29 protein-coding genes, 1 tRNA gene and 1 pseudogene are annotated in these 25,723 nt (G+C 71.7%); 23 read left to right on the forward strand and 8 right to left on the reverse strand.

The window, feature by feature from the left end; genetic code table 11:
* Positions 1 to 266 precede the first annotated feature (266 nt).
* The 11 genes from AB0K35_RS29940 (at position 267) to AB0K35_RS29990 (ending at position 8,688) form a co-directional block, all read left to right on the forward strand.
* Positions 267 to 782 carry a MaoC family dehydratase gene (locus tag AB0K35_RS29940; protein WP_030486570.1) on the forward strand — a complete coding sequence of 172 codons (516 nt, stop codon included), beginning with the start codon at positions 267 to 269 and terminating at the stop codon, positions 780 to 782.
* A gap of 92 nt (positions 783 to 874) precedes the next feature.
* Positions 875 to 1,411, forward strand: a complete 537-nt coding sequence (locus tag AB0K35_RS29945) for a hypothetical protein (protein ID WP_238671199.1) — start codon at positions 875 to 877, stop codon at positions 1,409 to 1,411.
* A 51-nt stretch (positions 1,412 to 1,462) separates the two neighbouring features.
* On the forward strand, positions 1,463 to 2,086 hold the full coding sequence (locus tag AB0K35_RS29950) for an RNA methyltransferase (RefSeq protein ID WP_238671367.1): 624 nt from the start codon (positions 1,463 to 1,465) through the stop codon (positions 2,084 to 2,086).
* A 79-nt stretch (positions 2,087 to 2,165) separates the two neighbouring features.
* Positions 2,166 to 2,843: a DUF6758 family protein gene (locus tag AB0K35_RS29955; RefSeq protein ID WP_341866340.1), complete on the forward strand. Its 678-nt coding sequence runs from the start codon at positions 2,166 to 2,168 to the stop codon at positions 2,841 to 2,843.
* A 116-nt stretch (positions 2,844 to 2,959) separates the two neighbouring features.
* Positions 2,960 to 3,118 (forward strand): hypothetical protein, encoded by a 159-nt coding sequence (locus AB0K35_RS29960; RefSeq protein ID WP_007455302.1) that lies wholly within the window; start codon positions 2,960 to 2,962, stop codon positions 3,116 to 3,118.
* Between the two features lie 6 nt (positions 3,119 to 3,124).
* Positions 3,125 to 4,000: a PH domain-containing protein gene (locus tag AB0K35_RS29965; RefSeq protein WP_238646470.1), complete on the forward strand. Its 876-nt coding sequence runs from the start codon at positions 3,125 to 3,127 to the stop codon at positions 3,998 to 4,000.
* A 103-nt stretch (positions 4,001 to 4,103) separates the two neighbouring features.
* Positions 4,104 to 4,883 (forward strand): SigE family RNA polymerase sigma factor, encoded by a 780-nt coding sequence (locus AB0K35_RS29970; protein WP_357364609.1) that lies wholly within the window; start codon positions 4,104 to 4,106, stop codon positions 4,881 to 4,883.
* Positions 4,880 to 6,142, forward strand: a complete 1,263-nt coding sequence (locus AB0K35_RS29975) for a hypothetical protein (protein WP_363889669.1) — start codon at positions 4,880 to 4,882, stop codon at positions 6,140 to 6,142. Before AB0K35_RS29970 ends, AB0K35_RS29975 begins: the two co-directional genes overlap by 4 nt.
* Before the next feature lie 53 nt (positions 6,143 to 6,195).
* Complete coding sequence (locus AB0K35_RS29980) at positions 6,196 to 7,068, forward strand: PHP domain-containing protein (protein ID WP_238671196.1); 873 nt, start codon at positions 6,196 to 6,198, stop codon at positions 7,066 to 7,068.
* 41 nt (positions 7,069 to 7,109) lie between these two features.
* A complete protein-coding gene (locus tag AB0K35_RS29985) occupies positions 7,110 to 7,724 on the forward strand; it encodes a MarC family protein (RefSeq protein WP_030329175.1) in 615 nt (204 codons plus the stop codon).
* 43 nt (positions 7,725 to 7,767) lie between these two features.
* The gene (locus AB0K35_RS29990; RefSeq protein ID WP_363889673.1) at positions 7,768 to 8,688 is read left to right on the forward strand and encodes a PD-(D/E)XK nuclease family protein; all 921 of its coding nucleotides are present in this window, start codon (positions 7,768 to 7,770) and stop codon (positions 8,686 to 8,688) included.
* Between the two features lie 20 nt (positions 8,689 to 8,708).
* Here AB0K35_RS29990 and AB0K35_RS29995 read toward each other — a convergent pair whose 3' ends face one another.
* Together AB0K35_RS29995 and AB0K35_RS30000 are read right to left on the reverse strand one after the other, a co-directional pair.
* Positions 8,709 to 9,572, reverse strand: coding sequence for an oxygenase MpaB family protein (locus AB0K35_RS29995; protein ID WP_238671194.1), 864 nt, complete (start codon positions 9,570 to 9,572; stop codon positions 8,709 to 8,711).
* Between the two features lie 59 nt (positions 9,573 to 9,631).
* On the reverse strand, positions 9,632 to 10,060 hold the full coding sequence (locus tag AB0K35_RS30000; protein ID WP_238671193.1) for a Fur family transcriptional regulator: 429 nt from the start codon (positions 10,058 to 10,060) through the stop codon (positions 9,632 to 9,634).
* Positions 10,061 to 10,261: 201 nt separating this feature from the next.
* On the opposite strand from AB0K35_RS30000, the gene AB0K35_RS30005 reads away from it, so the two are divergent.
* Positions 10,262 to 10,744 carry a DUF2231 domain-containing protein gene (locus tag AB0K35_RS30005; protein WP_238671192.1) on the forward strand — a complete coding sequence of 161 codons (483 nt, stop codon included), beginning with the start codon at positions 10,262 to 10,264 and terminating at the stop codon, positions 10,742 to 10,744.
* 33 nt (positions 10,745 to 10,777) lie between these two features.
* Here AB0K35_RS30005 and AB0K35_RS30010 read toward each other — a convergent pair whose 3' ends face one another.
* Positions 10,778 to 11,227, reverse strand: a complete 450-nt coding sequence (locus AB0K35_RS30010) for a hypothetical protein (protein ID WP_363889676.1) — start codon at positions 11,225 to 11,227, stop codon at positions 10,778 to 10,780.
* A 143-nt stretch (positions 11,228 to 11,370) separates the two neighbouring features.
* Here AB0K35_RS30010 and AB0K35_RS30015 point away from each other — a divergent pair, with 143 nt between their 5' ends.
* Positions 11,371 to 11,553 carry a hypothetical protein gene (locus tag AB0K35_RS30015; RefSeq protein ID WP_124771313.1) on the forward strand — a complete coding sequence of 61 codons (183 nt, stop codon included), beginning with the start codon at positions 11,371 to 11,373 and terminating at the stop codon, positions 11,551 to 11,553.
* 26 nt (positions 11,554 to 11,579) lie between these two features.
* Here the strand turns inward: AB0K35_RS30015 and AB0K35_RS30020 are convergent, their stop codons facing one another.
* Positions 11,580 to 11,891, reverse strand: coding sequence for a hypothetical protein (locus AB0K35_RS30020; protein WP_363889678.1), 312 nt, complete (start codon positions 11,889 to 11,891; stop codon positions 11,580 to 11,582).
* Positions 11,892 to 12,142: 251 nt separating this feature from the next.
* Here AB0K35_RS30020 and AB0K35_RS30025 point away from each other — a divergent pair, with 251 nt between their 5' ends.
* Positions 12,143 to 12,430, forward strand: a complete 288-nt coding sequence (locus AB0K35_RS30025; RefSeq protein WP_363889731.1) for a hypothetical protein — start codon at positions 12,143 to 12,145, stop codon at positions 12,428 to 12,430.
* Between the two features lie 14 nt (positions 12,431 to 12,444).
* Here the strand turns inward: AB0K35_RS30025 and AB0K35_RS30030 are convergent.
* Both AB0K35_RS30030 and AB0K35_RS30035 read right to left on the reverse strand, forming a co-directional pair.
* A pseudogene (locus AB0K35_RS30030) lies at positions 12,445 to 12,651 on the reverse strand (FmdB family zinc ribbon protein); the annotation flags it as partial.
* Positions 12,648 to 13,325 carry a 5-formyltetrahydrofolate cyclo-ligase gene (locus AB0K35_RS30035; protein ID WP_363889681.1) on the reverse strand — a complete coding sequence of 226 codons (678 nt, stop codon included), beginning with the start codon at positions 13,323 to 13,325 and terminating at the stop codon, positions 12,648 to 12,650. The gene AB0K35_RS30035 and the pseudogene AB0K35_RS30030, both read right to left, overlap by 4 nt.
* An 85-nt stretch (positions 13,326 to 13,410) precedes the next feature.
* Between AB0K35_RS30035 and AB0K35_RS30040 the strand changes: the two genes are divergently transcribed.
* The 6 genes from AB0K35_RS30040 to AB0K35_RS30065 all read left to right on the forward strand — a co-directional run bounded on the left by AB0K35_RS30040 (position 13,411) and on the right by AB0K35_RS30065 (position 20,073).
* The gene (locus AB0K35_RS30040; protein ID WP_363889683.1) at positions 13,411 to 15,744 is read left to right on the forward strand and encodes a diguanylate cyclase; all 2,334 of its coding nucleotides are present in this window, start codon (positions 13,411 to 13,413) and stop codon (positions 15,742 to 15,744) included.
* Between the two features lie 9 nt (positions 15,745 to 15,753).
* The gene (locus AB0K35_RS30045) at positions 15,754 to 16,716 is read left to right on the forward strand and encodes a UTP--glucose-1-phosphate uridylyltransferase (RefSeq protein WP_363889685.1); all 963 of its coding nucleotides are present in this window, start codon (positions 15,754 to 15,756) and stop codon (positions 16,714 to 16,716) included.
* A complete protein-coding gene (glp, locus tag AB0K35_RS30050; RefSeq protein ID WP_091394702.1) occupies positions 16,713 to 18,026 on the forward strand; it encodes a gephyrin-like molybdotransferase Glp in 1,314 nt (437 codons plus the stop codon). Before AB0K35_RS30045 ends, glp begins: the two co-directional genes overlap by 4 nt.
* A gap of 111 nt (positions 18,027 to 18,137) precedes the next feature.
* Entirely contained in the window at positions 18,138 to 18,788 is a 651-nt protein-coding gene (locus tag AB0K35_RS30055; protein ID WP_238671186.1) for a GNAT family protein, read from the forward strand.
* A gap of 206 nt (positions 18,789 to 18,994) precedes the next feature.
* Positions 18,995 to 19,771 (forward strand): hypothetical protein, encoded by a 777-nt coding sequence (locus tag AB0K35_RS30060; protein WP_363889688.1) that lies wholly within the window; start codon positions 18,995 to 18,997, stop codon positions 19,769 to 19,771.
* A 225-nt stretch (positions 19,772 to 19,996) separates the two neighbouring features.
* Positions 19,997 to 20,073: transfer RNA gene (locus AB0K35_RS30065), tRNA-Ala, on the forward strand.
* 316 nt (positions 20,074 to 20,389) lie between these two features.
* Here the strand turns inward: AB0K35_RS30065 and AB0K35_RS30070 are convergent.
* Entirely contained in the window at positions 20,390 to 20,722 is a 333-nt protein-coding gene (locus AB0K35_RS30070) for a hypothetical protein (protein ID WP_363889690.1), read from the reverse strand.
* Between the two features lie 130 nt (positions 20,723 to 20,852).
* On the opposite strand from AB0K35_RS30070, the gene AB0K35_RS30075 reads away from it, so the two are divergent.
* Positions 20,853 to 22,517 (forward strand): DUF885 domain-containing protein, encoded by a 1,665-nt coding sequence (locus tag AB0K35_RS30075; RefSeq protein ID WP_363889693.1) that lies wholly within the window; start codon positions 20,853 to 20,855, stop codon positions 22,515 to 22,517.
* 148 nt (positions 22,518 to 22,665) lie between these two features.
* On the opposite strand, the gene AB0K35_RS30080 is transcribed toward AB0K35_RS30075, so the two are convergent.
* Entirely contained in the window at positions 22,666 to 23,400 is a 735-nt protein-coding gene (locus tag AB0K35_RS30080) for a hypothetical protein (RefSeq protein ID WP_363889696.1), read from the reverse strand.
* A 59-nt stretch (positions 23,401 to 23,459) separates the two neighbouring features.
* On the opposite strand from AB0K35_RS30080, the gene AB0K35_RS30085 reads away from it, so the two are divergent.
* Together AB0K35_RS30085 and AB0K35_RS30090 are read left to right on the forward strand one after the other, a co-directional pair.
* On the forward strand, positions 23,460 to 24,545 hold the full coding sequence (locus AB0K35_RS30085) for a Gfo/Idh/MocA family oxidoreductase (protein ID WP_363889699.1): 1,086 nt from the start codon (positions 23,460 to 23,462) through the stop codon (positions 24,543 to 24,545).
* Positions 24,546 to 24,665: 120 nt separating this feature from the next.
* The gene (locus tag AB0K35_RS30090; protein ID WP_238671182.1) at positions 24,666 to 25,682 is read left to right on the forward strand and encodes a hypothetical protein; all 1,017 of its coding nucleotides are present in this window, start codon (positions 24,666 to 24,668) and stop codon (positions 25,680 to 25,682) included.
* Positions 25,683 to 25,723: the final 41 nt, after the last annotated feature.

Raw genomic sequence — 25,723 nt, forward strand, 5'->3', positions numbered from 1 at the left:
CAACCTCCGCTTCGTCACGCACAGTAGTGTTACAAAAAGATAAATGTGACCGCGATCTCTGTTGAACCTACGCAGGCGTAGGGCAGAATTCCTCACATCAGAGCGTGGGCGGCGGGTGCCGGGGAGGGCCCCGCCGCTCATTGCGTCTCCCCCCAGGCAGAGTGACCGGTGTGACATTTCCGCCGCCGTCGCGCCCCGCCGGTCGCCTTAACCATCGGTAAGGCATGCTGTGCCGAACTCCATCGCCGCCCGTCGAAGGGACCAGCATGCAGTTCGGTCGCTACTACGAGGAGTTCGAGGTCGGCGCGGTCTACCGGCACTGGCCGGGCAAGACCGTCACCGAGTACGACGACCACCTCTTCTGCCTGCTCACCATGAACCACCACCCGCTGCACATGGACGCGCACTACGCCGCGACGGCCAGCCAGTTCAAGCGCAACGTCGTGGTCGGCAACTACATCTACTCACTGCTGCTCGGCATGTCGGTGCCCGATGTGAGTGGCAAGGCGATCGCCAACCTGGAGGTCGAGTCGCTGCGGCACGTCGCGCCGACCTTCCACGGCGACACCATCTACGGCGAGACCACTGTGCTGGACAAGCGTGAGTCCGGCTCGAAACCCGACCGGGGCGTGGTGTCGGTGGAGACCCGCGGCTACAACCAGGACGGCACGATGGTCTGCGTCTTCCGGCGCAAGGTCATGGTCCCCAAGCGGGAGTACGCGGCCGCTGCGGTGCCCGACGGCGTGGATCCGGAGCGGCCCAGCTTCCCCGAGCCGCGCTGACGGTCGCGGCGGGCTCGACCGTCGACGAACACCGGGCTCCTTCCCCACAGCGGGTCTGCTGGGGAAGGGGCCCTGTTCCCGTCGCGGGGCATATGCTGACGCCGGAGGTTCCGATGAGCCACTCCGTAGCGGGAGAGCCGTCCTCTGCCGGCCGCCGAGCCGCACCCTTGACCACCGCCGTCTACTCCGGCGCCGAGTGGGATCTGCTCACCGGCCTGCCCGGTCGGGTTCTCGTGGCCGCCGCGGCGCCCGGTCCTGGCCGGACGGAGCGTGGAGTGATGGCCGGCCTGGCCGGCCTTGATGCCGTGGCCGCGGGCCGAGCCTCCGACAGTGATCTGGTCCGCGCTGTGGTCGCCACGATCTACGCCCGCCACGACGGCACCCCGCAACCCGCCGAGCGGCTCACCGACCTGGTGGACCTGCTGGCCGCCTGCCGTGCAGCGAGCCGCGTCCTCCGGCGGCGGGCCGACCCCGCCGACTCGGCCGCGTACCGCCAGTGGGTGCAGTCGGTGGCGGCCCGGGTCTGTCGCGCGGTGCCCGGCACCGGCGCGCGTCGCGTGGACCCACCGGCCAGCCCGGCGGACCGGCGCTTCCTGGACCGGCTCGGTGCCGCCCTCGACCTGGGCTGACCGGCAGGTCTCCGCGACGGGCGCCGACGCGGTCCGTACCCTCTGATGACCGTGACCGACGACCAGCTTGAGGTGGGCGTGGGCCCCTGGCCGGGGGACCCACCCGACGACAGCCGTTACGACCCGCAGCTGTTGGCGGAGGGGGACCGGCGCAACGTCGTCGACCGCTACCGCTACTGGCGGCACGAGGCGATCGTCGCCGACCTGGACCGGCACCGGCACGGCTTCCACGTCGCGATCGAGAACTGGCAGCACGACTTCAACATCGGCACTGTGGTGCGCAACGCCAACGCGTTCAACGCCGCCGAGGTGCACATCGTCGGACGGCGACGGTGGAACCGGCGCGGCGCGATGGTGACAGATCGGTACCAGCACGTACGGCACCACGAGACGATCGAGGAGTTCGTCGCCTGGGCGGTCGAGCGGCAGTTGCCGGTGTTCGGCATCGACAACCTGCCCGGGTCGCGTCCGCTGGAGACCGGCACCCTGCCGCGGGAATGTGTGCTGCTGTTCGGCCAGGAGGGCCCCGGCCTCTCCGCGCCGGCCCGTGCCGCCTGCGACCAGCTCTACTCCATCGCCCAGTACGGCTCGACGAGGTCGATCAACGCGGGTGTGGCCAGCGGAATCGCCATGCACGCCTGGATCCGCGCGCACGCCGGTACGCCGCCGGACTGACCCACGTACGGTGCCGAATCGGACGTTCCGGCTTGACGTGCCGCCGGTCCGGGGAGACGGTGGGGATGTGAGTGTCGCGGTGAGTTGTCCGAGATGCGGGGGCCCGGTACGGGCGCCGGATCTGATGAACACCGACTCGAGGTGTGTGCGCTGTGGCCCGGTGCCGCCGTTGCACGTGCCCGAGCACATCGGAGCGGACATCGTGGCGAGCGTGGTGGAACGGATCACCGCGACCGGCGATCCACCGGTGACACCGTTGTGGTGCCCGTGGCCGCTGCCACCCGGTTGGACACTCACCGGCGTGGCGTACGCCGGGGACGACCGCACGGGCGTGCGGGCGACTGTGGTGGCCTGCGCGGGTCCCGCGCCCCTCGGTGGTGGTCCAGCCGATCTGGTCTTCGTGGCCGAGGAACCCGGTGTCGGCCTGGGCACCCGGCTCGCCGGTCTGACCGGCCCGGATCCGGGACCGGAGTTGGTGGACGCGTTGACCGACCCGGGATCGGGTCACCCTGACCACGTCGGACAGGCGAAAATCAAGGTCGGCGGGCACCCCACTCCACTGTGGTTGGTGAATTCACCAACGGATCGAAGCGCGTACGCCGGCGAGGCTCGGGGAATGTGGCTCCATGCGATAGCCTGGCCGGCGAGTGCGGGTCACCTGCTCGCGGAAGATGTCGTGCTACACGACCTGACCGAGTGGACTCCGCCCGAGCTCGTGTACGGCGCACCGTCCCCGTATCTACCCGGTAGAGCTTGACAACTCTTCCGGATTGACGGAGAACGGACGCAGATATTCACTGTACGACACCACACTGATACTCTGGGTGCCGCTGCGGTAATGGGACCCGGCGCCGCGCGAGAGGATGGCCCGCCATGGTCAAGAAGGTCCTCACCTGGGCCGGAATCGCATTCTTGATCTTCTTCGTCGCCTATCGGCCAAACTCTGCGGCGGACGTGTTCAAGTCGCTCGGCGGCGGGATCATGGATATCGCCCAGGGGTTTGGCGACTTCTTCACAAGCCTCGTCGCCTAGCCGCCGATGGGCAGCCCCTCCGGTCCACCCTTCGACCCGGACGACCCCGACCGGGAGCGCCGCGAGCGCGACACCGAGCCGATCCCGCGGATCGGGCCTGATGACGGCCCGGGCTACGGGGCCGGTCCCGGCCTGTCCGACGGTCCGTCCCTTTCGGACGACGTCGGCTATGGCGACGGGCCCGGCTATGCCGGCCAGGGTCGTTCCGGTCGGGGGTGGATCCGTGATCCGGAGGCCAGCTACCAGCCGCCGCAGATCTCCGAGGACGAGCTGGCCGGGTTGCGCGCCGACGCGACCGGCGCGACCCCTCGGCGGGTGCTGCCACTGGAAGACGAGCCCAGTTCGCTGGTGGCTCGCTACCTCTTCCCCACCGAGCGCTACCGGGGCGAGTGGAAGCGACACTGGATCCACCTCACCAACCCGCTGTTGATCGGCGTCGCGGCGACCTTCGTGCTCGGCTACCTCTCCGGCTTCCTCGCCGGCCAGGACGTCGGCGCGTTGACCACCATCGCCGTGCTGCTGTGGTTCGCGGTGATGGGCTGGGTGGCGTGGAAGGTCGCCGACTGGTGGTATGACCGGTTCATCCTGACCAACAAGCGGGTCATGGTGGTCAACGGCATCGTCACCCGCAAGGTGGCGATGATGCCGCTGGTCCGGGTCACCGACATGAAGTACGAGCAGACCCCGACCGGTCGAGCGCTCAACTACGGCACCTTCGTGCTGGAGTCCGCCGGCCAGGAGCAGGCGCTTCGCGAGATCAAGAACCTGCCCAACCCGAACGAGCTCTACCTGCGCGTCGTCGAGGAGATGTACGAGCCGCAGGCTGTCGAGGCGCGGCTCGGCAAGGAGGCCGACGAGGCCAAGGCCGACGACGGGGCGTGAAGGTTTTCGACCGAACATCGGAGCAAGTGCGCACCTTTCGTCATGGACCAGAGCGCCCCTGACGTGGCACTCTGCCAGGACGGCAGGGGTGTGGAGGTGGGCGGTGACGAGCAAGGACTCGTTGGAGGAGCAGTTCCGCGAGTTCGTCGCGGCCCGCTCCGCCGCGCTCCTACGTACCGCTTATCTGCTCACCGGCGACTGGGCCACGGCCGAGGACCTGCTCCAGACGGCGCTGACCAAGACCTACCTCGCGTGGAAGCGGCTCGGCGGAATCGAGGCGGTCGAGCCGTACGCCCGGCGTGTGATGGTCAACACGTCGACAAGTTGGTGGCGGCGGCGCTGGCACGGCGAACGCCCGACCGAGGTCCTGCCCGAGCGGGCCGGCGTCGACGAGATCGAGCAGCAACTTGACCGTGACCTGCTCTGGCGGCATCTCCGGGAGTTGCCCAACCGGCAGCGGGCAGTGCTGGTGCTGCGCTACTACGAGGACATGTCGGAGGCGCAGACCGCCGCGATGCTGGACATTTCACCGGGCACCGTGAAGAGCCAGGCATCCCGGGCGCTCGCCACGCTGCGTCGGCGACTGGGCGCGGACGCACCGGAGCTGGCAGCCGCCGCCGGCATCGCCGGCCGGCCTGCCGCCGCCGGTGCAGGGGCCACGACCGGTGCCACCGGCCGGACGACGGGTTCGGGTTCCCGGACCGGGCGAGTCCCGGCCACCGGTGCCGCTGCCACACCCCGTCCCGGACGGGCGGCCGCCTCACCCGTGCCCCGACCGACCGCTCCGCGCCCCGCCGTGCCGCGGGCCATCAACCCGCAGGTCGTCCTGCCCACCGCCCCGGCGGCCGTGCCCGTCGGCACGGGCTCCGGGGAACAGCAGTGAGTCAGTTCCCAGGCCGGCGCGACAACCTGACGGACGGCCCGCAGCGTTCATACCAGGTGCGGCCTGACGAGCTGGAAGGTGCGGTGCGGGAGACACTCTCGCACCAGGTCGCCCTTGCCCGCCCACTGAGCGTCGATCCGGCCGGCCAGGCCATCCGTCGGGCGAACCGGATCCGGCGTCGACGCACCGCCGCCGGCCTCGCCCTCGCGGCGGTCACCACTGTGCTGCTCAGCGCCGGCATGGCCCAGCTCGGTGCCGAGACCAGGCGGGACGGCTCACCCATCGTCGTGATCGGCGACCCCGACCCGACCAGCCGACCGCTCCCGACGGCCAGCATTCCCGGCCCCGCCCCCTCGCCCACGACGTCGACCTCTCCTGTCGTCGGCGAGACGCTGGTCAGCGCCGACGGGCGGCGGCTGGCGCTGCCCGACGTAGGGCCGGCCGAACGCGTCCAGCGGCTGCCCAGCGGCGGCGGTTGGCTGGTGGTCGGCGCGCCGAGCACCGCAGGACGCTCCCTGTGGGTGGTGCAGGACGACGGGCTGGTGCAGGTGCTGCTCGCCGGTGCCGGCGCGATCGTCCTGGCCCCGGACAGCCTCCAGGTCGCCTGGCGCGACGGAGACGATCTCCTGATGGCGGGCGTGGTCGGCACCCAACTCATCGGGTCGGTGCGCACCCCGGTGCCGGCGGCGGCGGAACCCGTCCGGTTCGTCGGTGACAGCGTGCTGGTCCGGCTCGACAGGGCCAGCGCCGGGCACACGCTCTGGCGGCCCGGTGCGGGGCCGTTGCCCGACGCCCTCGACCGCAAGAGCCTCAACGTCTATGGGCGGCTGCCCGACGGGCGGCTCGTCGGCCAGGTCACCACAACCGATCCGGGCCGGACCTGCCTCGCCATCCTCACCCCGACACGTCACCTGGACCCGGTACGCACCGGCTGCGGCCCGGACCTGAGCCCCGACGGCGTCGGCGCGGTTTCGCCGGACGGGCGGTGGCTGCTGGTCAACGAGGGGAGCGGCGCTGCCGGTCGGTCCCTGCTGGTCGACCTTCACCGGCTCGGGCCGGGTGCGACAGCCGTTGCGGCCGGGCCGCCGATGACCGGGGCGATCGTGTGGAGCGACGAGACCAGGGCCTCCTACCTCGACGGCACCGGCGAGCTGGTCCGGGTCGACGTCGCTCAGGTGCGGGCGGGAAAGCCCGCCAGCCCCGCTGCGGTACCCGACGTGCCAGCCGGAGAGCGGCCGATCCTGGTGGACGGCTTCTGACTCCCGGTGACCCATGTGAGCCGGACTCACCATTTCCTCGGTAACGTCGGGCGGTGACCTCGCGTACCGGCCCCGCCCCCCGGATCGACCTGCACGCCCACTCGACGGCCAGCGACGGCACACTGACCCCGGCCGAGCTGGTCGGCGCGGCCTTCGACGCCGGGCTGGACGTGCTGGCGATCACCGACCACGACACCACCGCCGGCTGGGCGCCGGCACTGGGCGCGCTGCCGCCAGGTCTGCGTCTGATCCGGGGTGCGGAGCTGTCGTGCCGCTGGTCCGGTTCGCAGCCGGCGGTGCCGCTGCACCTGCTCGCGTACCTGTTCGACCCGGACCACCCGGAGCTGGTGGCCGAGCTGGCGCGGGTCCGGGCCGCCAGGGAAGAGCGTGGCGAACGAATGGTCGGCCTCCTGCGGGCCGACGGCATCGACGTGAACTGGCCGGACATCCTGGCCGGCGCGGGTGGCGGCACGGTGGGACGCCCGCACATCGCGCAGGCACTCATCCGCGCCGGCCTGGTCGGCAGCGTCCGGGAGGCGTTCGGCCCGGACTGGCTGGGCGAGCGGTACCGGCTGCCCAAGGAGGACATCGACGTGTTCCGGGCCGTTCGGCTGGTCCGGGCGGCCGGAGGCGTGCCGGTCTTCGCCCACCCGCGAGCCACCCGACGCGGCCGGGTGGTGCCCGACGAGCTGATCGCCGAACTGGCCGCCGTCGGGCTCGCCGGGCTCGAAGCCGACCACGAGGACCACAGCCCGGCCGAGCGGGAACACGTGCGGGCGCTCGCCGCCGAGCTGGGTCTGCTCGTCACCGGCTCCTCGGATTTTCACGGCACCCACAAGACGGTCCAACTCGGCGCGTTCAGCACCAGCGTCGAGGCGTACGAGCGGATCGTCGCCGAGGGGGTGACCGAGGTCGCTTCGGGCTGATCCGGGTATTTCGCCCATCCCGGCGCGGCTAGGTTGATCACGTGGATCTGAAGCTGTTCGGCGAGGTTTTCGTGACCCTGCTGGTGATCACCGACCCGCCGGGCATGATGCCGATCTTCCTGGCGCTGACCGGCCCGCTGCCCGCCCGCGACCGCAACCGGGCAGCCTGGCAGGCCGTCGCGTTGGCGCTCGGCGTCATCGTGATCTTCGCGGTGGCGGGGCAGACCCTGCTCGACTACCTGCACGTGGACCTGCCGGCGTTGCAGGCGGCCGGTGGCCTGCTACTCGTGCTCGTCGCACTGGAGCTGCTGACCGGCAAGGCCGACGACCCGAGCCAGCAGGTCACCTCCAACATCGCGCTGGTGCCGCTGGGCACGCCGTTGCTGGCCGGACCGGGCGCCATCGTGGCCACCATGCTCTTCGTCCAGCAGGCCGACGGGCTGGGAGAGTTCAGTGCCATCGCCGTGGCGATCCTCGCCGTGATGGTCGCCGTCTGGATCGTCCTGCGCTTCTCCGGCGGCATCGTGAAGATCCTCCGGCCGGGCGGGATCGAGGTGCTGACCCGGATCGCCGGCCTGCTGCTGGCCGCGATCGCCGTGCAGCTCATCGCCGACGCGGTGGCCGCCTTCGTCACGCAGTACGTGAACATGACCTGACGGCACGCGCGCGATGTCGGAGGTGGATGGCAGGATCTCAGGCGTGCGACGATCCTCATCAGCGGGGCGGCCCGCCGCCGGCGGCCGGGCCCCGCGGCAGCGCGCCGGCGACGCCGAGCAACTCGGCTTCGAGGGCATGCCGGAGCGGCTGTTCGTCTGCACCCCGAGCAAGCTCGGCGCGTACGCGGACTGCCCGCGTCGCTACCGCTACTCCTACGTCGACAGCCCCGCCCCACCCAAGGGCCCGCCGTGGGCGCACAACTCGCTCGGCGCCAGCGTCCACACCGCACTGAAAAACTGGTATGCGCTGTCCGCCGACCGGCGGCGTCCCGAAGCGCTGGCCACCCTGCTCAAGGGCACCTGGGTCCGCGAGGGCTACCGCGACGACGAGCAGGAGCGTTCCGCCTACCGGCGGGCGTTGGGATGGCTGGAGGCGTACGTCGAGACGCTGGAGCCTGATTCCGACCCGCTCGGCGTGGAGCGGGTGGTGGCGGTCAAGACCGCCGTGCTGGCGTTCAACGGTCGTACCGACCGGATCGACTCGCGGCCCGGCCCGGAGGGCCCGGAGCTGGTCATCGTCGACTACAAGACCGGCCGCACCGGGCTGGACACGGACGATGCCCGGGGCTCACAGGCGCTGGCGCTCTACGCGTACGCCGCCGAGCGGGTGTTCCGTCGGCCGTGCCGTCGGGTGGAGCTGCACCACCTGCCGACCGGCACTGTCGCCGGCCACGACCACACGGTCGAGTCGCTGGCCCGACAACTGACCCGCGCGGAAGAGACGGCCCGCGACATCATGGCCGCCGAGCGGGCAGTCGCCGACGGCGCCGACGCGGACGAGGCCTTCCCGGTGGCACCCAGCCCGCGCTGTGGCTGGTGCGACTTCCGGCGGCACTGCCCGACGGGCGCCCAGGTCCCGGGCAAGGAACCGTGGGCGGCCATGGACCGGCCCGCCGACGGCTGATTCCCCTGCCGAGGGTCGGGTCAGCCGGCCAACGAGGCGGCGGCGTGCCGCGCGGCCCGCTCCTTGGCCGCCTGGATCAACGGCCCCTCCAGGTACCGGCGGGGGACGGCGGCGAAGGCGAGCCGCAGCGCGCGCACGGTCAGATCCGCCGACAGCGCTGTGGTCGGTAGACCGAGACCTCCGTACATCCGGTGTGCCCACGCCGGAAGCAGCGCGAACGCGGTGCTGGCGATCCCCAGGTACGCCCAGCGTGGCGGGCCCAGCGTGAGCCCCAACCGGACCGGCAGGCTGAGCTTCCACGGCAGCGGTGGGGCGGTGAGGAACACCGCCGTCTCGGCGGCCTCCCGGGTCATCCGCAACTGTGGCCGTACGGTCTCGTAGTAGTCCGCGACCTCGGCGGCGGTCCCAGGGACAGTGGCCGGGTCCAGGCCGACCAGGGCGGCGGCGCGGCGCTGCTCGGTGTAGTAGCCGTCCACCTCGTCGTCGCTCAGCGGCAGTCCGGCGCGTCGGGCCGTGCTCAGGAATGACTCGACCTCGGTCACGTGCACCCAGCGCAGCAGGTCCGGTTCGTCGATCCGGAACTGCTCACCGGTGAGCGTGTCGGTGGCCCGCAGCCGGTCGTGCAGGCGGCGCAGCCGGGCCCCGGCGGCCTCAGCCTCGGCGGTGGTCCCGTAGACGGTGGTCGCCACGTAGGTCGCTGTGCGCACCAGTCGACCCCAGGCGTCGGTGCGGTAGTTGCTGTTCTGCGCGACCCCGGCCATGGCCCGGGGGTGCAACGCCTGGAGGTAGAGCGAGCGCAGGCCGGCGACGATCAGGATCGGCTCCTCGTGCACCTTCCACGTGACCGAACCCGGACCGAAAAGGCCGAGGTCATCGGAGTCCACCGCACAAGAGTGCCACGGTCGGCCCGACCTCGCCGGTCACGTGCCGCCGGTGCCGATGATCAGACGTCGGCGGAGCGGCGGGCCCGGCAGCCCGGGCAGAGGCCCCAGAAGGTCACTTCGGCCTCGTCGACCTCGAACCCGTGCGCGCTGTTCGGCTCCAGGCACGGTGCGCTGCCCACCGCGCAGTCGATGTCGGCGATTTCGCCGCAGCCTCGGCAGACCACGTGGTGGTGGTTGTCGCCCACCCGCGCCTCGTAGCGGGCGGGACTGCCCGCCGGCTCGATCCGCCGTGACAGCCCGGCCCGGGACAGCGCGCCCAGCACGTCGTAGACCGCCTGGGTGGAGACCGAGTCGAGGCGTTCGCGCACTCGCCGGGTGATCTCGTCGACCTCCAGGTGGCCGCCGTCGGCCAGCACGTCGAGCACCGCCAGGCGGGGGCGCGTGACACGCAGGCCCCTCGACCGCAGCAGTTCCTCGGCACCGGACACTGGCCAATGACAACACGCCCGACCCGCATCGACAACCGTCGCCCGCTCCGGGTGGCCACCGACACAGCCAGGCAAGGTCGGGATTACGGCCCAGCGGATGAACCCGATCGACGCGGCGCGCGTGTCACCGGTCGAGAGCCTGGGGACGATCGGCGGACCATAGGCTGACCACCCCTGACCATGATCCACCTGGAGGGTTCGATGTTCGAGGAGATCCTGGGTCTACCGGTGCACGTCCTGGTAATCCACGCGGTCGTCGTGTTTGTGCCGCTGCTGGCGGTGCTGGCCATCGCGTACGTGGGGCTACCGCGCTGGCGGCACCGGCTGGACTGGGCCCTGGGCCTCCTCGCCGTGGCCGCACCGGTGACCGCCTACGTCGCGGTCGAGTCCGGTGAGGCACTCACCGACGCGCTGGTGGCCCGGGGCTTCCAGGGGCCGATCCTCGACCAGATCTTCGAGCACTCCCGCTACGGTGACATCCTGTTACGCGTCGTGGTGCCGCTCGGGATCGTGGCCATCCTGCTGCTCGTGGCGACAAGCGGGCACCCCCGGGTGCCGCAGCTGCCCGCGCTGGTCACCCCGGTGCTGGCGGTAGCGGCAGTGGGGCTTGCCATCGCCGCCCTGATCTACGTCTACCTGACCGGCCATTCAGGTGCCGAGACGGTGTGGGGCACCACCCTCTGAGCTGCTGCTCACTGCTGATGCCCGGAGGTGGCGTCAGAAGATGACTCGCGAGCAGAGCAGACAGAGCAGTACCAGCAACACCACGCCGGCCGCAGCGCCGAAACCGTAGGTGACCCGCTGCGATCGCTGTTCGGCCGCGTCCAGGTCGGCCATGTCCTGCGGTGGCAGCTGTCGCGGCGGCGCCGGCTGCAGGTGTACGGGTGGACGCCAACCCGCCGGCGGCGGCACGCTCGGCGGCGGGCCGGAGTATCCGCTGGGAGTGTGCCCCGTGGGCGTTGGCCCGGGCGGCAGCAGGCCTGCTTCTCCGCTGGCAGTGTGCCCCGTCGATGCTGCGCCGGCCTGCTCGCTCCGCTGCGGGTTGGTGGGCCCGGTCGGTGGTGTGGTCGGGGGCGCGGCGGGAGGCTGGTCCGCCGCCGCATCGTCACCGGTGTCGGGCCGTCGCCAGTAGTCGTCCGGGGTGCTGCCACCGCTGGGGGTCGTCACGCCGTCCGACGCTACCAACGCCACCGGCGGCCCGGTCGGTTCTGCCCGGCGTGCCCTCGGTTGGCGGTCCGGTCGGTTCTGCCCGGCGTGCCCTCGGTTTGTGGTCCGGTCCACGGTCGTCGGCTGCGCTAGTCTTGCCGCTCGTGAGCACCGAGGACCCCGGCACGCACGGCGTACGTGGAGACGACGACCGCGCCGTCGACCTGAGCGAAGACTTCGTGGTGCTGCCCGAGCAGACCTCCGACGACACCGACCGTGGTTGGGGAGAGCGGCCGGGCGGCAACGACGACTGGCTGCTCGCCGAACGCCCCCCGCACTGGGATTGACTGACCCCGGCGGCTCGACCAGACCCTCATGACGTCGGTCCGTCAGCCGTCCGTGCGGTGCCGGGGGAGCCTGCTCCCTTGGAGTCGGCCGATCGGCCCTCGTCGAGAGGCCGGGCCGTGTCGTCTGCCACCGACCCGCCCTGTCGGGCCGTGTCGTCTGCCACCGACGGTGCGTCGGCGGGCACGACTGTCGACGGGCATCCGGCCGGGGTGTGCAGGACCGCGACGGCCAGGCAGAGCAGCGCGGCGACCAGGCCGGCCCGGAGCAGGGTGCGCCCGCGGGGCAGGGTGAACTTGCGCAGCGGGCGCAACGCCCGCGACGAATCCGGATCGACCATTGCGTCTGCCGCCTCCCGTCCCCGAGCGCCGCAGTGGCACCCATGGACGGCAGACTAGGCAGTTCCCGCCGCCTCGGCCGACCCACGGCCGACGCCTGTGGACAACCGCCCGGCCTGTGGAAAACGCCCATCCGGCGGGTCGATTTGTTATGGCACCAACCCTGATCGACTCGCGATCAAGGAAATCGGCCTAACGAAGCGACCGGGATGGGCCGACTTCCTGAAACCCGAGTCGATCGAGGCCCGACCCCGTGGGTGTCGGGGGCCCGACCCGTGGGTGTCGGGCCTTCGACGATCAGGACGCGGAGCTTGCCGCCGGTGCCTTGCCGCCGCCCGATCCACCCGAGGACGACCCGGAAGACGACCCCGAGGAGGACGACGAGCCCGAGGACGACCCGGACGAGGACGACCCCGAGGAGGACGAGGACCCCGAAGAGGACGAGGAGCTGTCACCGGAGGACGACTCGGACTTCGCCGGCTTGGTGGCAGTGCCGCCGGCTGTCGTCTCGGAACCGGACGCCCGGGAGTCGGTGCGGTAGAAGCCCGAACCCTTGAAGACGATGCCGACCGAGTTGAAGACCTTGCGCAGCCGCCCCTGACACGCCGGGCACTCGGTCAACGGCTCGTCAGAGAAGGACTGCACCGCCTCGAGCTGCTGACCGCACGTGGTGCAGGCGTACTGGTACGTGGGCACGTTCTCCTCCGGATCTGGGCTCAGCCAGTTGGCACTCGACGTATTCGAGTGCCAATGGTGCGTCATGCGCCCCGGGTTCGTCCAGCAGACGTGTGGGGCGCGACACCGTGCGCCGCACCCGGGCCGTCGTCAAGCGTACGCACCCCGTCGGCTGGAGTGACCACCGCGCGCACCCGACGGTCGTGGGGCTCTGCCGGCAGCACCTCGACCAGCTCACCGTCGTGCAGTGGCACCACCGTCAGGGTCGCCGCGGGTACCCGGGCGAGTGCGCGGTCGTACGAGCCGCCGCCGCGCCCGAGCCGCCGACCGTGGTGGTCGACAGCGAGAGCCGGTACGACCACCAGTTCCGCGTGCGCCACGGCGGTCACCCCGAGACGGGCACCGACTGGTTCTCGGATACCCCGTCCCGCAGCGATCAGGGCATCGGGACCGGTATAAGCCGCCCAGTCCAGATCCAGGTCGGCGAGGAGCACCGGCAGCAGCAACTCGGCGTCCGCCGGCAGGGCCGCCCGAAGCACCTCGGGCAGATCGGCGCCGCCCGGTTCGGAGCCGACCGGCACGTACGCCGTCATCCGGTGTGGGCGTAGCCGGCGTACCAGGGCGACCAGCTCGGCCTGCACGCGCCCGGCGGCGGCTGCCCGGGTCTCGGCGGGCAGTGACCGGCGGCGAGCGAGCAGCTCGACGCGGGTCTCCCGCTTCGCCAGCCGGGTCACTTCCGCTTCATCAGAAAATTCCGGCACGCAACACTCCTGACGCAACGCCTCTCCCACGGTTGCACTGTGTCAGCATCGCAAGCAACGGAGGCGGAACTTCCGGGGGGACCGAGTGACGCTACGCGGGCGGTTGACGGCAGCCTTCCTCGTGGTGGTGCTCGGGCCGGTCCTGCTCGGCGCGCTCTTCGTCGCCTCCACCGTCGCAGCGGTCGACCGCAGCCGCTCCACCGAGCGCCTGGCGGTGGCGGCGTCCACCGTTCGTACCTCGGTCGACGCGCTCTGCCAGCAGCTACGCGCCACCGCCGACGCGGTGGCGCTCACCGCCGATCCGGCCGTCGCCGCCGCGCAACTGGTCGGCCGGGGTCTGGCCGCCGCGGTGCTGGTCACCGATGTGGCCGGCCAGATCACCTACCTGTCGCCAGGTGCTCCGTCGACCCCGTGGCAGGACTGCGCCGGCTCGGCCGAGGGCACGAACGGGAGCTCGAACCCAGGCTCGACCGGCCCGGTCCGTGCGTTGGCCGCCCAGGTCGACCTGCACGATCGCGCCGGCGCCCGGCTGGGCACTGTGACCGCCGCGCAACTGGTCGACCCGGCCTTCGTGGCCCGACTGGCGGCGGTGACCGGGGTGGCGGTCACACTGCTCGACAGTGGGGCGAGCGCCGCGCGGGTCACCCACACGACCGAGTCCCGTGACGTCCGCGACGCGGTGCTGGCCGCCGCCGTCGGCGTACGGGGCGAGCAGGTCACCGAGACCAACGAGGGCCGGTACGTGCGCAGGCTCGGGCCCTCCGACGCGCAGCCGCTGCCACTGGTGCTCTCCGTGCCCAGTGAACGGCCACCTGGGCTGCACGCCACGCTGCTCGGGGTGGTAGTGCTGGCCGGGCTGCTCGCGGTGCTGACCGCCTGGCGGCTGGCCCGGGTCACCACCCGGCCGTTGGCGGAGCTGGCCGGTGCTGTCGACCGGGTGGCCCAGGGCGACCTGACCGCCCGGGTGCCGGTACGCAGCAGCGACGAGTTGGGGCGGTTGGCCGCCGCGTTCAACCGGATGACCCGGGAGACCGGCGCCTACGTCGCGGCGTTGACCAGCAACCGGGATCAGCTGCGGGGGCACCTCGCGGTGCTCGGCGACACCCTGGCCAGCACGCACGACCTGCAACGCATCCTGCGGGTGATCCTGCGCAGTGCCATCGGGGCCACCGGCGCGCGGGCCGGCGCCGTGCTGCTCGCGGAGACCGGCGGGGTGCTCGTCGCGCAGTGCACCGAGGGGTTGGACGGGCGCTGGCCGGCCGAGGAGGCGGACGGGTCGCAGACGCTCCGGGTGCCGGTCGGCGTCGGCGTGATCGGTGAGGTCGCCGCCACCGGGGAACCGCAGCGGGGCAGGGCGGAGCCGACCGAGGCGACAACAGGTGAGCCACGCTGTCGCACCTACGTCGCCGTTCCGTTCGCCGCGCCCGCCGGCGGTGCCACGGCCACCCTCGCCGGACCCTCCGGCCCTGTCGACGAGACGGGCGCGGCGGTCGCGCTCGGCGTGCTGGCCCTCTACGACCGGCTGGGCGCCGACGAGTTCGACGACGACGACCTGGCCACCCTGCGCACCTTCGCCGGTCACGCGGCAGTGGCGGTGGACAACGTCCGGGTGCATGAGGAGGCGCAGCGGCTGTCCCTCACCGACCCGCTCACCGGGCTGTGGAACTACCGCTACCTGCGCGAGTCGATCCGGCGGGAGGTGGAACGGGCCAGCCGCTTCGGGCGGATGCTCAGCGTTCTCGCGTTGGACCTGGACCGGTTCAAGGACGTCAACGACACCTACGGGCACGCCGCCGGGGACACCGTCCTGGCCGAGTTCGCCCGTCGGGTGCGCGGGGAGATCCGCGAGGTCGATCTGGCCTTCCGCCAGGGTGGTGAGGAGTTCGTGCTGCTGCTGCCGGAGACCGACGCGCGGGGCGCGGCGATCGTGGCCGAGCGGCTCGGCGCGGCGGTGCGCGACACGCCCATCGCCATCGAGGCGTACGCCGGGCCGGTCCTGGTGACCGTGTCGGTGGGCATCGCCGTCTTCCCGGACCACGGCAGCACCGGGCGGGAGGTGCTGGAGGCCGCCGACGACGCGCTCTACGCGGCCAAGGCAGCGGGCCGCGACACGTACCGGGTCGCCGAGGTTCGCTCGGATCTGCCGACCCGGGAGATTCCGGTGCTCGCGTGTGCGGTGAGCCCAACCGATGGGCTGCCGCGCGCCGGCCAGCCGGTGCAGGCCAACCGGGAGCCGGGCGGGCCCGCCCGGTCCGACCCGGCGGTGGGCGTACCGGAATCATCGCTGGCGGGCCCGGCGCACGCCCAACCGGATTCGGCCGACGACACGCCGGACAGCGCGACGGGCGCGGCGCGGCCGGGGCCGGGGGGCGGCGCGTCTTCTGGGCCACACCCGCCGCGGCAGAGCCGTGGCCGATAGTCTCGCGGCATGTCGGAGCACTCAGCGAACCCCTCATCGACGGTCGCCGCAACTGGCCGTCCCCTGGCGGTCAAGGCCGTCATCCCGGCCGCCGGACTGGCCACCCGGTTCCTGCCGGCCACCAAGGCGGTGCCCAAGGAACTGCTGCCGGTGGTGGATCGGCCGGTGTTGCAGTACATCGTCGAGGAGGCCACGCAGGCTGGCATCGGTGACGTGTTGCTGGTCACCGGGCGGGGTAAGACGTCGATGGTGGACCACTTCGACCGTCGCCCGGACCTGGAGGCCAGGTTGGAGGAGAAGGGCGACTCCGAGAGGTTGGCCGCCGTGCGGCGGCCCAGCGAGCTGGCCGAGATCTACACAGTGCGGCAGCCCGAGCAGCTCGGGCTCGGCCACGCCATCGGGTACGCCGAGTCGCACGTCGGGGACCAGCCCTTCGCGGTGCTGCTCGGCGACGAGTTCGTCAAGCCGTCGGAGCCGCTGCTGCCGGCGATGATCGAGTTGCAGGCCCGCACCGGCGGTGTGGTGCTCGCCTTCTTCGAGGTCGACCCGGCCGAGACCAAGCGGTACGGGATCGCCTCCGTCGAGCCGGCCGAGTCGGAGCTGACCGACATCGGCGAGGTGGTCAAGGTGACCGGGATGGTGGAGAAGCCGCAGCCCGAGGACGCCCCGAGCAACCTCGCGGTGCTCGGCCGCTACGTGTTGCCGGGCAGGATCTTCGACGCGATCCGGCGGACCAAGCCGGGCAGCGGCGGCGAGATCCAGCTGACCGACGCGATGGAGCTGCTGCGTACCGAGGGCGTCCCGGTGCACGCGATCGTCTACCGGGGCACCCGCTACGACACCGGCATGCCGCTGGGGTACCTCCAGACGGTGGTGCAGATCGCCGCCGAGCGCGAGGACCTGGGCACCGAGTTCCGGTCCTGGCTCGCCGACTTCGTCAAGGCCGACGCGGCAGGCGGATCTGGTACATGACCGCGACGGCCGACGCCGAGGCGGCCGCGAACGAGTTGACGCCGCTCGCCGACTACCTGGGCAGCGTGCTGCGCAGGTTGCGCGCGCTGCCGCCACTCGACCTCGACCTCACCCAGGCGCACGGCAACGTCCTCGCCGAGGACGTCGTCGCGCCGCACGCCTTCCCGGCCTTCGACCAGGCGGCAGTGGATGGCTACGCCGCGCGCTGGGAGGACATTTCCGGAGGGGGCCGGGGGCCGAGCTACGTCCCGGCCCCCTCCGGCACGCCCGGCGGCCGCACCATCCGGCTCAACGTGGTCGGCGACCTCGGCGCCGCGAGCTGGCGGCCGGTCCGGCTCACCCCCGGCTCGTGCTTCTCGGTGGCCGCCGGGGCTCCGCTGCCGGTCGCCGCTGACGTCGTGGTCCCGGTGGAGTGGACCGACCAGGGCATGGCCGCCGTGGAGATCTTCCGCACCCCCAAACGGGGGTACGGGGTACGCCGAGCGGGTGAGGAGCTGCCCGCCGGCACCCTGCTCGCTCGTGCCGGCACCTACGTGTCCCCGGCCCTGGTCGCCGTCTTCGCGGCGACCGGCATCGGGCATGTGGTGGTCCGGCCCAGTCCACGGGTGGTCATCGTGGCCACCGGTGACGAACTCGTCGACGTGGGCCGGGGCAGCCAGCCCGGTCAGGTGGTGGACGCGAACTCGCACGCGCTGACCGCCGCGGCGGCCGAGGTGGGCGCACTGGCGTACCGGGTGGGAATCTGCGACGACGACCCGGAGGGGTTGCGCGGGCTGCTGGAGGACCAGACGCTGCGTGCCGACCTGATCATCACGACCGGGGGCACCGGCACCGGCCCCGGAGACATGGTGCGTCGGATCCTCTCCCGCCGTGAGGGCGGTCGCGCCGGGCCGGTCACCTTCACCGACGTGGCGCTCTATCCCGGCACCGCGCTCGGGTTCGGCACTGTCGGCGCCGAGGAGGTGCCGGTGGTCTGCCTGCCCGGCGACCCGGGTGCTGCGTTGATCGGCTTCGAGGTGCTGGCCCGCCCCGCCATCCAATTGCTCGCCGGCGCCGAGCCGGTGTTCCGCCCCAGTGTGCGGGCACACCTGCTGGAGACCGTGTCGTCGCCGACCGGGTTGCGCGAGTTCCGGCCGGCGCACGTCGCCGAGCGACGCGGCGGCGGGTACACGGTCCAGCCGCTCAGCGGCGGACCGTTCACCCTCTCCGGGTTGGCCGAGGCCAACGGGCTGCTGGTGCTCGGCGAGCGGGTCACCACGGCCGCGGCCGGCTCGACAGTGGACGTCCTGCTGCTGGACCGCCGCCGGTGACGCGTCCCGGCCGGTCCGCTCGCGGCCCGCGTCGGATGATCGTCGGATCTGTGTGGTGAACGCGGTGGAGCCACTTGCGCGCGACACGGTCCCGCGCGGGAGACTGTGCGGGTGAGTCTCTTCGGACCCGCGCGGGCACCGGGCTGGCCGGTGGAGCTGGCCGACGGCCCAGTGCTGCTGCGGCCCTATCGGCGCTCCGACGCGGCGGCGTGGTCGGAGGTGCGGCGGGCCAACCGGGCCTGGCTGGCACCCTGGGAGTCGTCACTGCCCGGCGGTTGGGACGAGATGAACTCGCCGGCCGCGTTCCGCTGGGTGCAGCGTGACCAGCGGCGCTCGGCCCGCGAGGGTGAGGGGATGCCGTTCGCGGTCTGCCTGCGCGAGGCCGATCGGGACCGGCTGGTCGGGCACATCAACGTGGGCAGCATCGTGCGACGGGCGCTCTGCTCCGGCTACGTCGGCTACTGGGTGGACGCGCGGGTCGCCGGCCAGGGTGTGATCCCGACGGCGCTGGCGCTCGCCGTGGACCATGCGTTCGGGCCGGGCGGGCTGCACCGGGTCGAGGTGAACATCCGTCCGGAGAACCGGCCGTCCCGGCGGGTGGTGGAGAAGCTGGGCTTCCGCGAGGAGTCGTACCACGTGCGCTACATGCACATCGACGGCGCGTGGCGGGACCACATCGGATACGCGATGACGAGTGAGGAGATCGCCGCCGAGGGTGGCCTGCTGGCCCGCTGGCACCGGGTCCGCGCCAACGCGCGGTAGGAGGATTTCCCGACATCCGCCCACTCGTCCCACGGACGGGATCGGCGCGGCGCGGTGGCATCCCGGTCGGTGCGCCGTAACCTCAAGTAACTGCAAGCTGCGGCAAGCGCTCCCCGGCCGGACGATCCACGCGCTCAGGCGTGATCGATGGAAGATCCTGCGGTCGGATGGCGCTTGCTTCGAATTCGGTGACGGGAGGGGTGAGGGTGCCGACCTCGGTGCTCCTCGCCGTCCTCGCCGCCGCCGGCCTGCTCGCCCTGGCCCCGGCGTTGGTTCGCCGGTACGACGCCACCGAGCGGCTGGTGGCGGAGCGGGCGCAGTCGACGGCGCGGGTGCTCCAGCGCCGCCGACGGCGCCGCACTGTGCCGGGACGGCGACCCGTCCATCCTCCGCGCTCACTGGTCGTCACCCTCAGTGAAGACGCGACTACCGGCGCGTTGGGTGCGCCGGTAGTCGCGCCACCGGCCGGTCGCCGCTCCGGTCGACTGCGCGCAGTGCCCGCCGCGCCCAAGCGGTCCCGTCGCCGCCCGCCGCCGCGCCGACAGCACACCCCCGCCGTGTACCGGCGTCGCCGGGTGCTCGCCGCACTGCTGCTCCTCAACGTCGTCGAGTTGATCGGCGTGCTGTTCGTCAGCCCCGGCTTCTGGGTCGGCTTCGGGGTCACCTTCCTGCTCCTGGCCCTGTACGTCGTGCACCTGCGGGGACAGGCCCTCGCCGGGCGCCGCCGCCGCCGCGCCCGAGCCCGGGAGGCCGCCTGGTTGGCCGCCCGGCAGGCCGAGGTGCGCCGGGAGCAGGCCCGGCGGGCCACGGCCCGTCGGGAGGCGCAGCGCCGCCTCGCCGCCCAGCGCGAAGGGGTACGCCGAGCCGCCATGGGCCTGGACCGGCCGGGAGACCTGCCGGCGGCGGTCAACGGTGGATCGGTCTCGTACCGGCGGTCGGGTGGGCTGCGCGGTCGCCCCTACGAGGCCGGCCGAGGCGCCTGACGCCGGTCTCGGTCGCGCCTCGGCCGGCTTGATCGACTCGGGTTCCTGAAAGTCGGGTGGTTGTGGCGTCCGGGATGCCCCGGTTTCCAGGAACCCGAGTCGATCTTCGGGTGGGCCGGAGCGCCGGGCAGGGGGCGGATTCGCGGTGGAGGCCGGCGACCTGTTAGCCTTGCTGCCGGCCCGCCCGGTGTAAGCCGGGTGGGACCGAAGCCGGTTCGCCGGCGGGGGGCTGTGGCGCAGACTGGTAGCGCACCTCGTTCGCATCGAGGGGGTCAGGGGTTCAAATCCCCTCAGCTCCACCAAGAAATAGCAGGTCAAGGGCGGGTTTCCGGTGACGGAGAACCCGCCCTTGATCGTTTGACCGTCGTTTGACCGCCGGACAGAGCCACAGACCGCGGCACAGGGCGGCAGAACTCGAGCCGAATGGCGAGTTCGACGCTCACCGCCAGTTGACCAAGACTGCGGCAAGTCAGTGCGGCCGAGCCACGTGGCGGCCCGACGAGGTTCCTCGCCGATCAGTGTGCCGCCGCATATCGAACGCCACAGGCCCGCAAACCGAACATCGCCGAGCCGCAGATCGAAAGCGGACCTGCCCGCAGATCGTAACCCCGCCGGTTATCATGCGGGATTGTTCGTCAGGCTCAGGGAGAGCTTTTTCTCGCCGTTGCGGGCATCGACGACGTGCGCCGCCACGACCGAGTTGTACTGGTAGGTGAGGCGCTGCTGATCGCCGAATTCCGTGGTCTCGAAGTCGAGAGTGACCGTGACCTGGCGGACGCCGTCCTTCGTGGGTAGGAAGAGGGCCACGCGGTAGTGGCGCAGCGTGTCCCAATCCGTTCTTACCTCGGAGCGACGCGTGCTAGCGATCTTGCTCGCGTCGATGACAAGTGGCCCTCTCGTTCGCATCGAGGGGGTCACTGGTTCAAATCCCCTCAGCTCCACCAGCAACACGTACGACCTGGGGAGACGCCTCCGGGCCCTGTTTTCGTTTGGCGTGCTCGTCGCGTAGCGCGCCGCTGATGATGTTGGGACGGCGGTCTTTCTCGGGCCACCAGTGCACGTAGGCCCTAGCATTGCCCCAATGCTTGAGGACTTCGCGGATCGCCTCCTGTACGACATGGCCGGCCTCGACCCCTGCACAGCGGTCGTCGAGGCTGGCGAGCAGGATGTCGACGGGCTTACCGACTACAGCCCGGAGGGCCACCAGGCCCGCGCCGACCTCGCAGCCCGCTCCCTGCGCGAGCTTGAGATCTCCGGTGACGCACTGCCGGCCGCGATTCCGTTGCACGCCCACCTCGCCGAACGGCTGCATACGCGTATCGCCTTCCACGACGCCGGGGAGGACCTGCGCGAACTGCACGCTGCGGCCACCGGTCCGCTCCAGCTCATCCGCCAGGCCGTCGAGGCCGCGGTACCCGCCCGGGGCGCCGAGGGCGCGGAATTCGAGCAGGGCTGGGCTCGTGTCGGCGCACGCCTGGCCGCGGTCCCTACGGCCCTGGACGGGTACGCCCGCAGCCTCTTACTTGCCGTGGAGCGCGGCAATGTGCCGGCGCGGCGTCAGGTGGAGCTCGTCACGCAGCGCTGCCGCAACTGGATCGACGACGATGCCGCCCTGGTGGATCGCTACGGCGCGGGGCGTCAGCGGGCGTCGTTGCAGGCCGCGGCGACGGGTTCGCGAGAGGCGTACCAGAAACTGGCGGAGATGCTGACCGCGGACCTGGCACCGCGGGCCGTTGAGGATGAAGCGTTTGGCCAGCAGCGGTACGCACTCTGGGTGCGCACCTTCCTCGCTGCCCAGCCTGACCTGCGCGAGCTGTACGACTGGGGCTGGGACGAGTTCCGAGCGACAGAGGCGGAGCTGATCGCGGAGGCTAAGGCCCTGGGCGGAAGCGTGCCAGAGGTGCTCGCCTGGCTCGCCAGCCCCGACGCGCCCGGCACGCTGCACAGCAGGGAGGCGTTCGCCGCGTGGCTGCAGGAGCTGTTGGAGTCCACCACCGAGCAACTGGATGGCGTGTACTTCGACATCCCCGCCCCGCTGCGGCGCATCGAGTCGCGGTTGACCACGTCGTCCGGCATTGCCTACATCGGGCCGTCGCGGGATCTGTCGCGCCCGGGCCGGGTGTGGTGGTCAGTTCCCGAGGACGCAGCGACCTTCCCCACTTGGTACGCCTACAGCACCGCCTATCACGAGGGCGTTCCCGGCCACCACCTCCACCTCGGCTCCGAGGTCTGCCGGGCGGGCCTCGGGCAGCGGCTGAACCTGCTCGGCGGCCTCTCCGGCAGCCAGGAGGGCTGGGCACTGTACGCCGAGCGGTTCATGGACGAACTCGGGCTCTACGGACAGCCGGGTGCTCGACTGGGGTATCTGTACATGCAGCTCCTGCGGGCGGCACGGGTCGTGCTCGACATCGGCCTGCACCTGCGACTGCCGGTGCCGTTTGGCGACGGAGAACTGTGGACGCCGGACGCTGCGCTGAAGCTGCTGCGGGACCGCTGTCATCAGGGGCCGTACGCGTCCGCCGAACTCGGGCGTTACCTGGGCCGGCCCGGGCAGGCGCTGGCCTACAAGGTGGGTGAGCGCGCCTGGCTGGCAGGCCGCTCGTCCTTCCCCGGCGACCGGCGCGCATTCCATCGTCAGGCTCTGGAGTTGGGTTCGCTGGGGTTGGATCAGTTGACGGTTGCCCTCGATGGTGACCGCGCACCACTCGTGCACCGCGGAGAGACAAGCCGGGGACAGCACCTGTAGCTCTAGGGGATAGGCGGCGGGTTGGGGGACCACGCACGCCTGGGCCCAGACATCGGCCCGCGCGGCGGTCACCAGCTCGGCGAGCGGGATGGGCTCAAGGTCGACTGAGATTCGAGCCCCCAGTGTCGTCCGATGGCGGTGCCGGGCCCTAGGAGAAGCGTTCGGTCGTCACGGGTATCAGGCCGTGCTGGCGCAGGACGTTCGTCAGCTCGGACAGTGTCGAGCCGAGCGCCGCGGTGGCGTCGGTCCGCAGCAGCGCGGTGACGTCGAGGCACCAGGCGAGGGAGTGGCCGACGCGGCGCAGATCCCAGGTGAGCTGGTCGCCGTGCGCGTCGAGGCGACCGCTCGCGGCGGACGTGAGGGTGCCGTCCGTCGGTGTCCGCCAGGCCGTCCGGAGGTTCGCCACCTGTTCGGCGCGGAGATCCTTGGCGAAGAGGACGCGGTACACCCGCCGTTCGTGGAAGCCGGCTGGTGGCTGCGCCGGGCCGAGCCGCAGTGGCGGGGCGGTGGCGATCGGTTGATGGTCGAGGAAGTGCGTACGAAGCAGCGGCTCGTCCGGCAGTTGCCCACCACCGAGCGCGCGGTAGACGTCCTCGGCCTCCCGGCGGGTGGTGGGGACGATCCGCGCCAGCACCTCGGGGTCGGTGCGCATGCCGAGGCTCAGCGCGGGGGAACTCCACCAGCCGGCGTCCGGCGTCCACCCGGCGCTGTCCAGCCCTGTCGTGGTGAGGTCGTGGTGGCGGGTGAACTCCTCGACGACGATCCCTTCCACAGTGCTGGCCGGATCGCGGGCGTCGAGTCGAGGTAGGACCAGGTAGTAGTCCAGGGGCGGCCCCGCGTCGGGCACTGGCACGGGTACGGCCCGCATCGGCTCGGTGGTCATCAGCGCAACCGTAGCGAAGGAGAGCGGCTAGCATCCGGATCTCTACGTGAGGAGCCCAGATGACTTCGGTGGCCCAGACCCGGTTCGGCATCATCGGCAGCGGCTGGCGAGGTGAGTTCTTCCTCCGCCTGGCCCGGCTGCTCCCCGAGCGGTTCCGGGTGACCGGGGTGGTGACGCGTACCGAGTCCCGGGGAGCCGCCGTGACGGCCGACTGGGGCGTGCCGACCTTCCGCACGGCGGCGGAGATGCTCGCCCACGAGCGGCCGGACTTCGTCATCGTGTCGGTGCCGTGGCCGGTGACTCCAGAGGCGACCCGGGAGCTGGTGGCGGCCGGCGTACCGGTGCTCGCCGAGACGCCGCCTGCCGCCGACCTGGCGGGTCTGCGTTCGCTCTGGGCCGACGTCGGAGGCAGCGGCCTGGTGCAGGTCGCCGAGCAGTACCTGCTGATGCCCGGGCACGCGGCGCGGCTGGCGTTGGTCCGCGCCGGAGTGCTCGGTGACCCGACTTCGGTCCAGATCTCCTCGACCCACCTGTACCACGCGGTCTCACTGATCCGGGGTCTGCTCGGCGTCGGTCACGGGAGCGCCGAGGTGAGCGCGCGCGCGTTCGTCGCGCCGCTGGCCAACCCGCTCTCGCCGGCCGGCTGGAGTGGCGACGACACCCCGCAGCAGCTCTCCACCACCCTCGCGACCATCGACTTCGGTGGGCGGATGGGGTTGTACGACTTCACCGACAACCAGTGGTGGAACCCGCTGCGCACCCGTCGGTTGGTGGTCCGGGGCTCGCGCGGTGAGCTGGTGGACGACAGGGTGGTCCGCTTGGTCGACCCGAGCACACCTGTGGAGTCGTTCCTGACCCGGCGGCAGACCGGTCTCGATCTCAATCTGGAAGGTCTCGACCTCAAGCACATCAGCTTCGACGGCGACGTGGTCTACCGCAATCCGTTCGTCGGCAGCGGGATGTCCGACGACGACATCGCTGTCGCCGACATCGTCGCCCGCGCCGGGGCGTGGGCTCGGGAGGAGGGCCCGGCGCCGTATCCCCTCGCCGAGGCATGCCAGGACCACCTGATCGGCCTCGCCATCGACGAATCGGTACGCACCGGCCGGCCGGTCGTCACGGATACCGAGGCGTGGGTGCGGTAGCTCCAGCGGATCCACTTCTGTCTCTTGGCTGACAGTGCGCAACCGTGCAGCCAGCTCACCTGTGAAGCCGGGTATCAACCCAATGCCCGGGAGCACCCGGGCCCCACACGGGGAGCAAGGATGAATCGAAGCACTCGACGCAGGATGCTCGCAGCCACCGCGACCGGTCTGCTGGCCACCTCTCTCGGTGTCGCTGTCTCCGCGACGGCGACCGCCGCGCCCGCCGGCGCGACCCCTCGCAACTGCAAGATCAGTACGCTGCCGTACCCGACCGGCACCTATCGCGCCGACGCGAACGCTGTCGACCCGACGGGTCGCTACGTCGCGGGCACCGCGCTGCGGGTCGGTGAGACCGACAACCAGTATCTGCTGCTGTTCTGGGACGGGCAGCGGGTCACCGAGTTGCAGTCGGAGGCCACGTCCACCCCCGTCGACATCAACGCCGACGGCGTCGTGATCGGCAACGGATCGGCGGAGACCGGCTACGCGCAGCCGTGGAGGTACCGCGACGGCAAGCTTGAGCGGTTGCCGGTGCTGCCGTCCACCGGCATCTTCGTCAGCGCCATCAACGATGCCGGCGACATCGTCGGCTACGGCTCCGACATCGTCCCCGGGGAACTGGTCGCGCTGCGCTGGCCGGCCGCCCGTCCGGGCACTGTGGAGGTGCTCGACGCCCCCGTCGACGCCCAGGCGGGTGGGATCACTGACAACGGGACCATCGTCGGTAGCGCCGGACCCTTCGGAGACTGGAACAGCTGGGTCCGCCGGCCGAACGGCCGGATCGACGCGCTCACGATCCCGGGCGCCGAGTGGAGCACTGCCGGCGCGGCGGCGGGTCGCTGGGCGATCGGCCAGGCATGGCTGGGCGGCACCACCTCGACAAGGGTGCGGTGGGACCTCCGGAACGGCTCGCACACGTTGCTCGACCAGGAGATGCCGGCACTGACCGGCATCAACACCAAGGGTGTCGTGGTGGGCGGTGACCGCGTTGCCAGGGGCTCCACCTCCCGGGTCCTGCCGGGCGGCGGCCAAGGGGTGGTCGTCGGTGCGCGGTCCATCTCCGACTCGGGCACCATCGTCGGGTTCCGCAATGTCCTCGCCGACCGGGTGACCCCGGTGCGCTGGACGGGCTGCTGACCCACCAACTCTCCCACCGCGTGGGGCCGGCCCGGACAGGG

The organism is Micromonospora sp. NPDC053740, from assembly GCF_040677775.1.
Lineage (GTDB): Bacteria > Actinomycetota > Actinomycetes > Mycobacteriales > Micromonosporaceae > Micromonospora > Micromonospora alfalfae.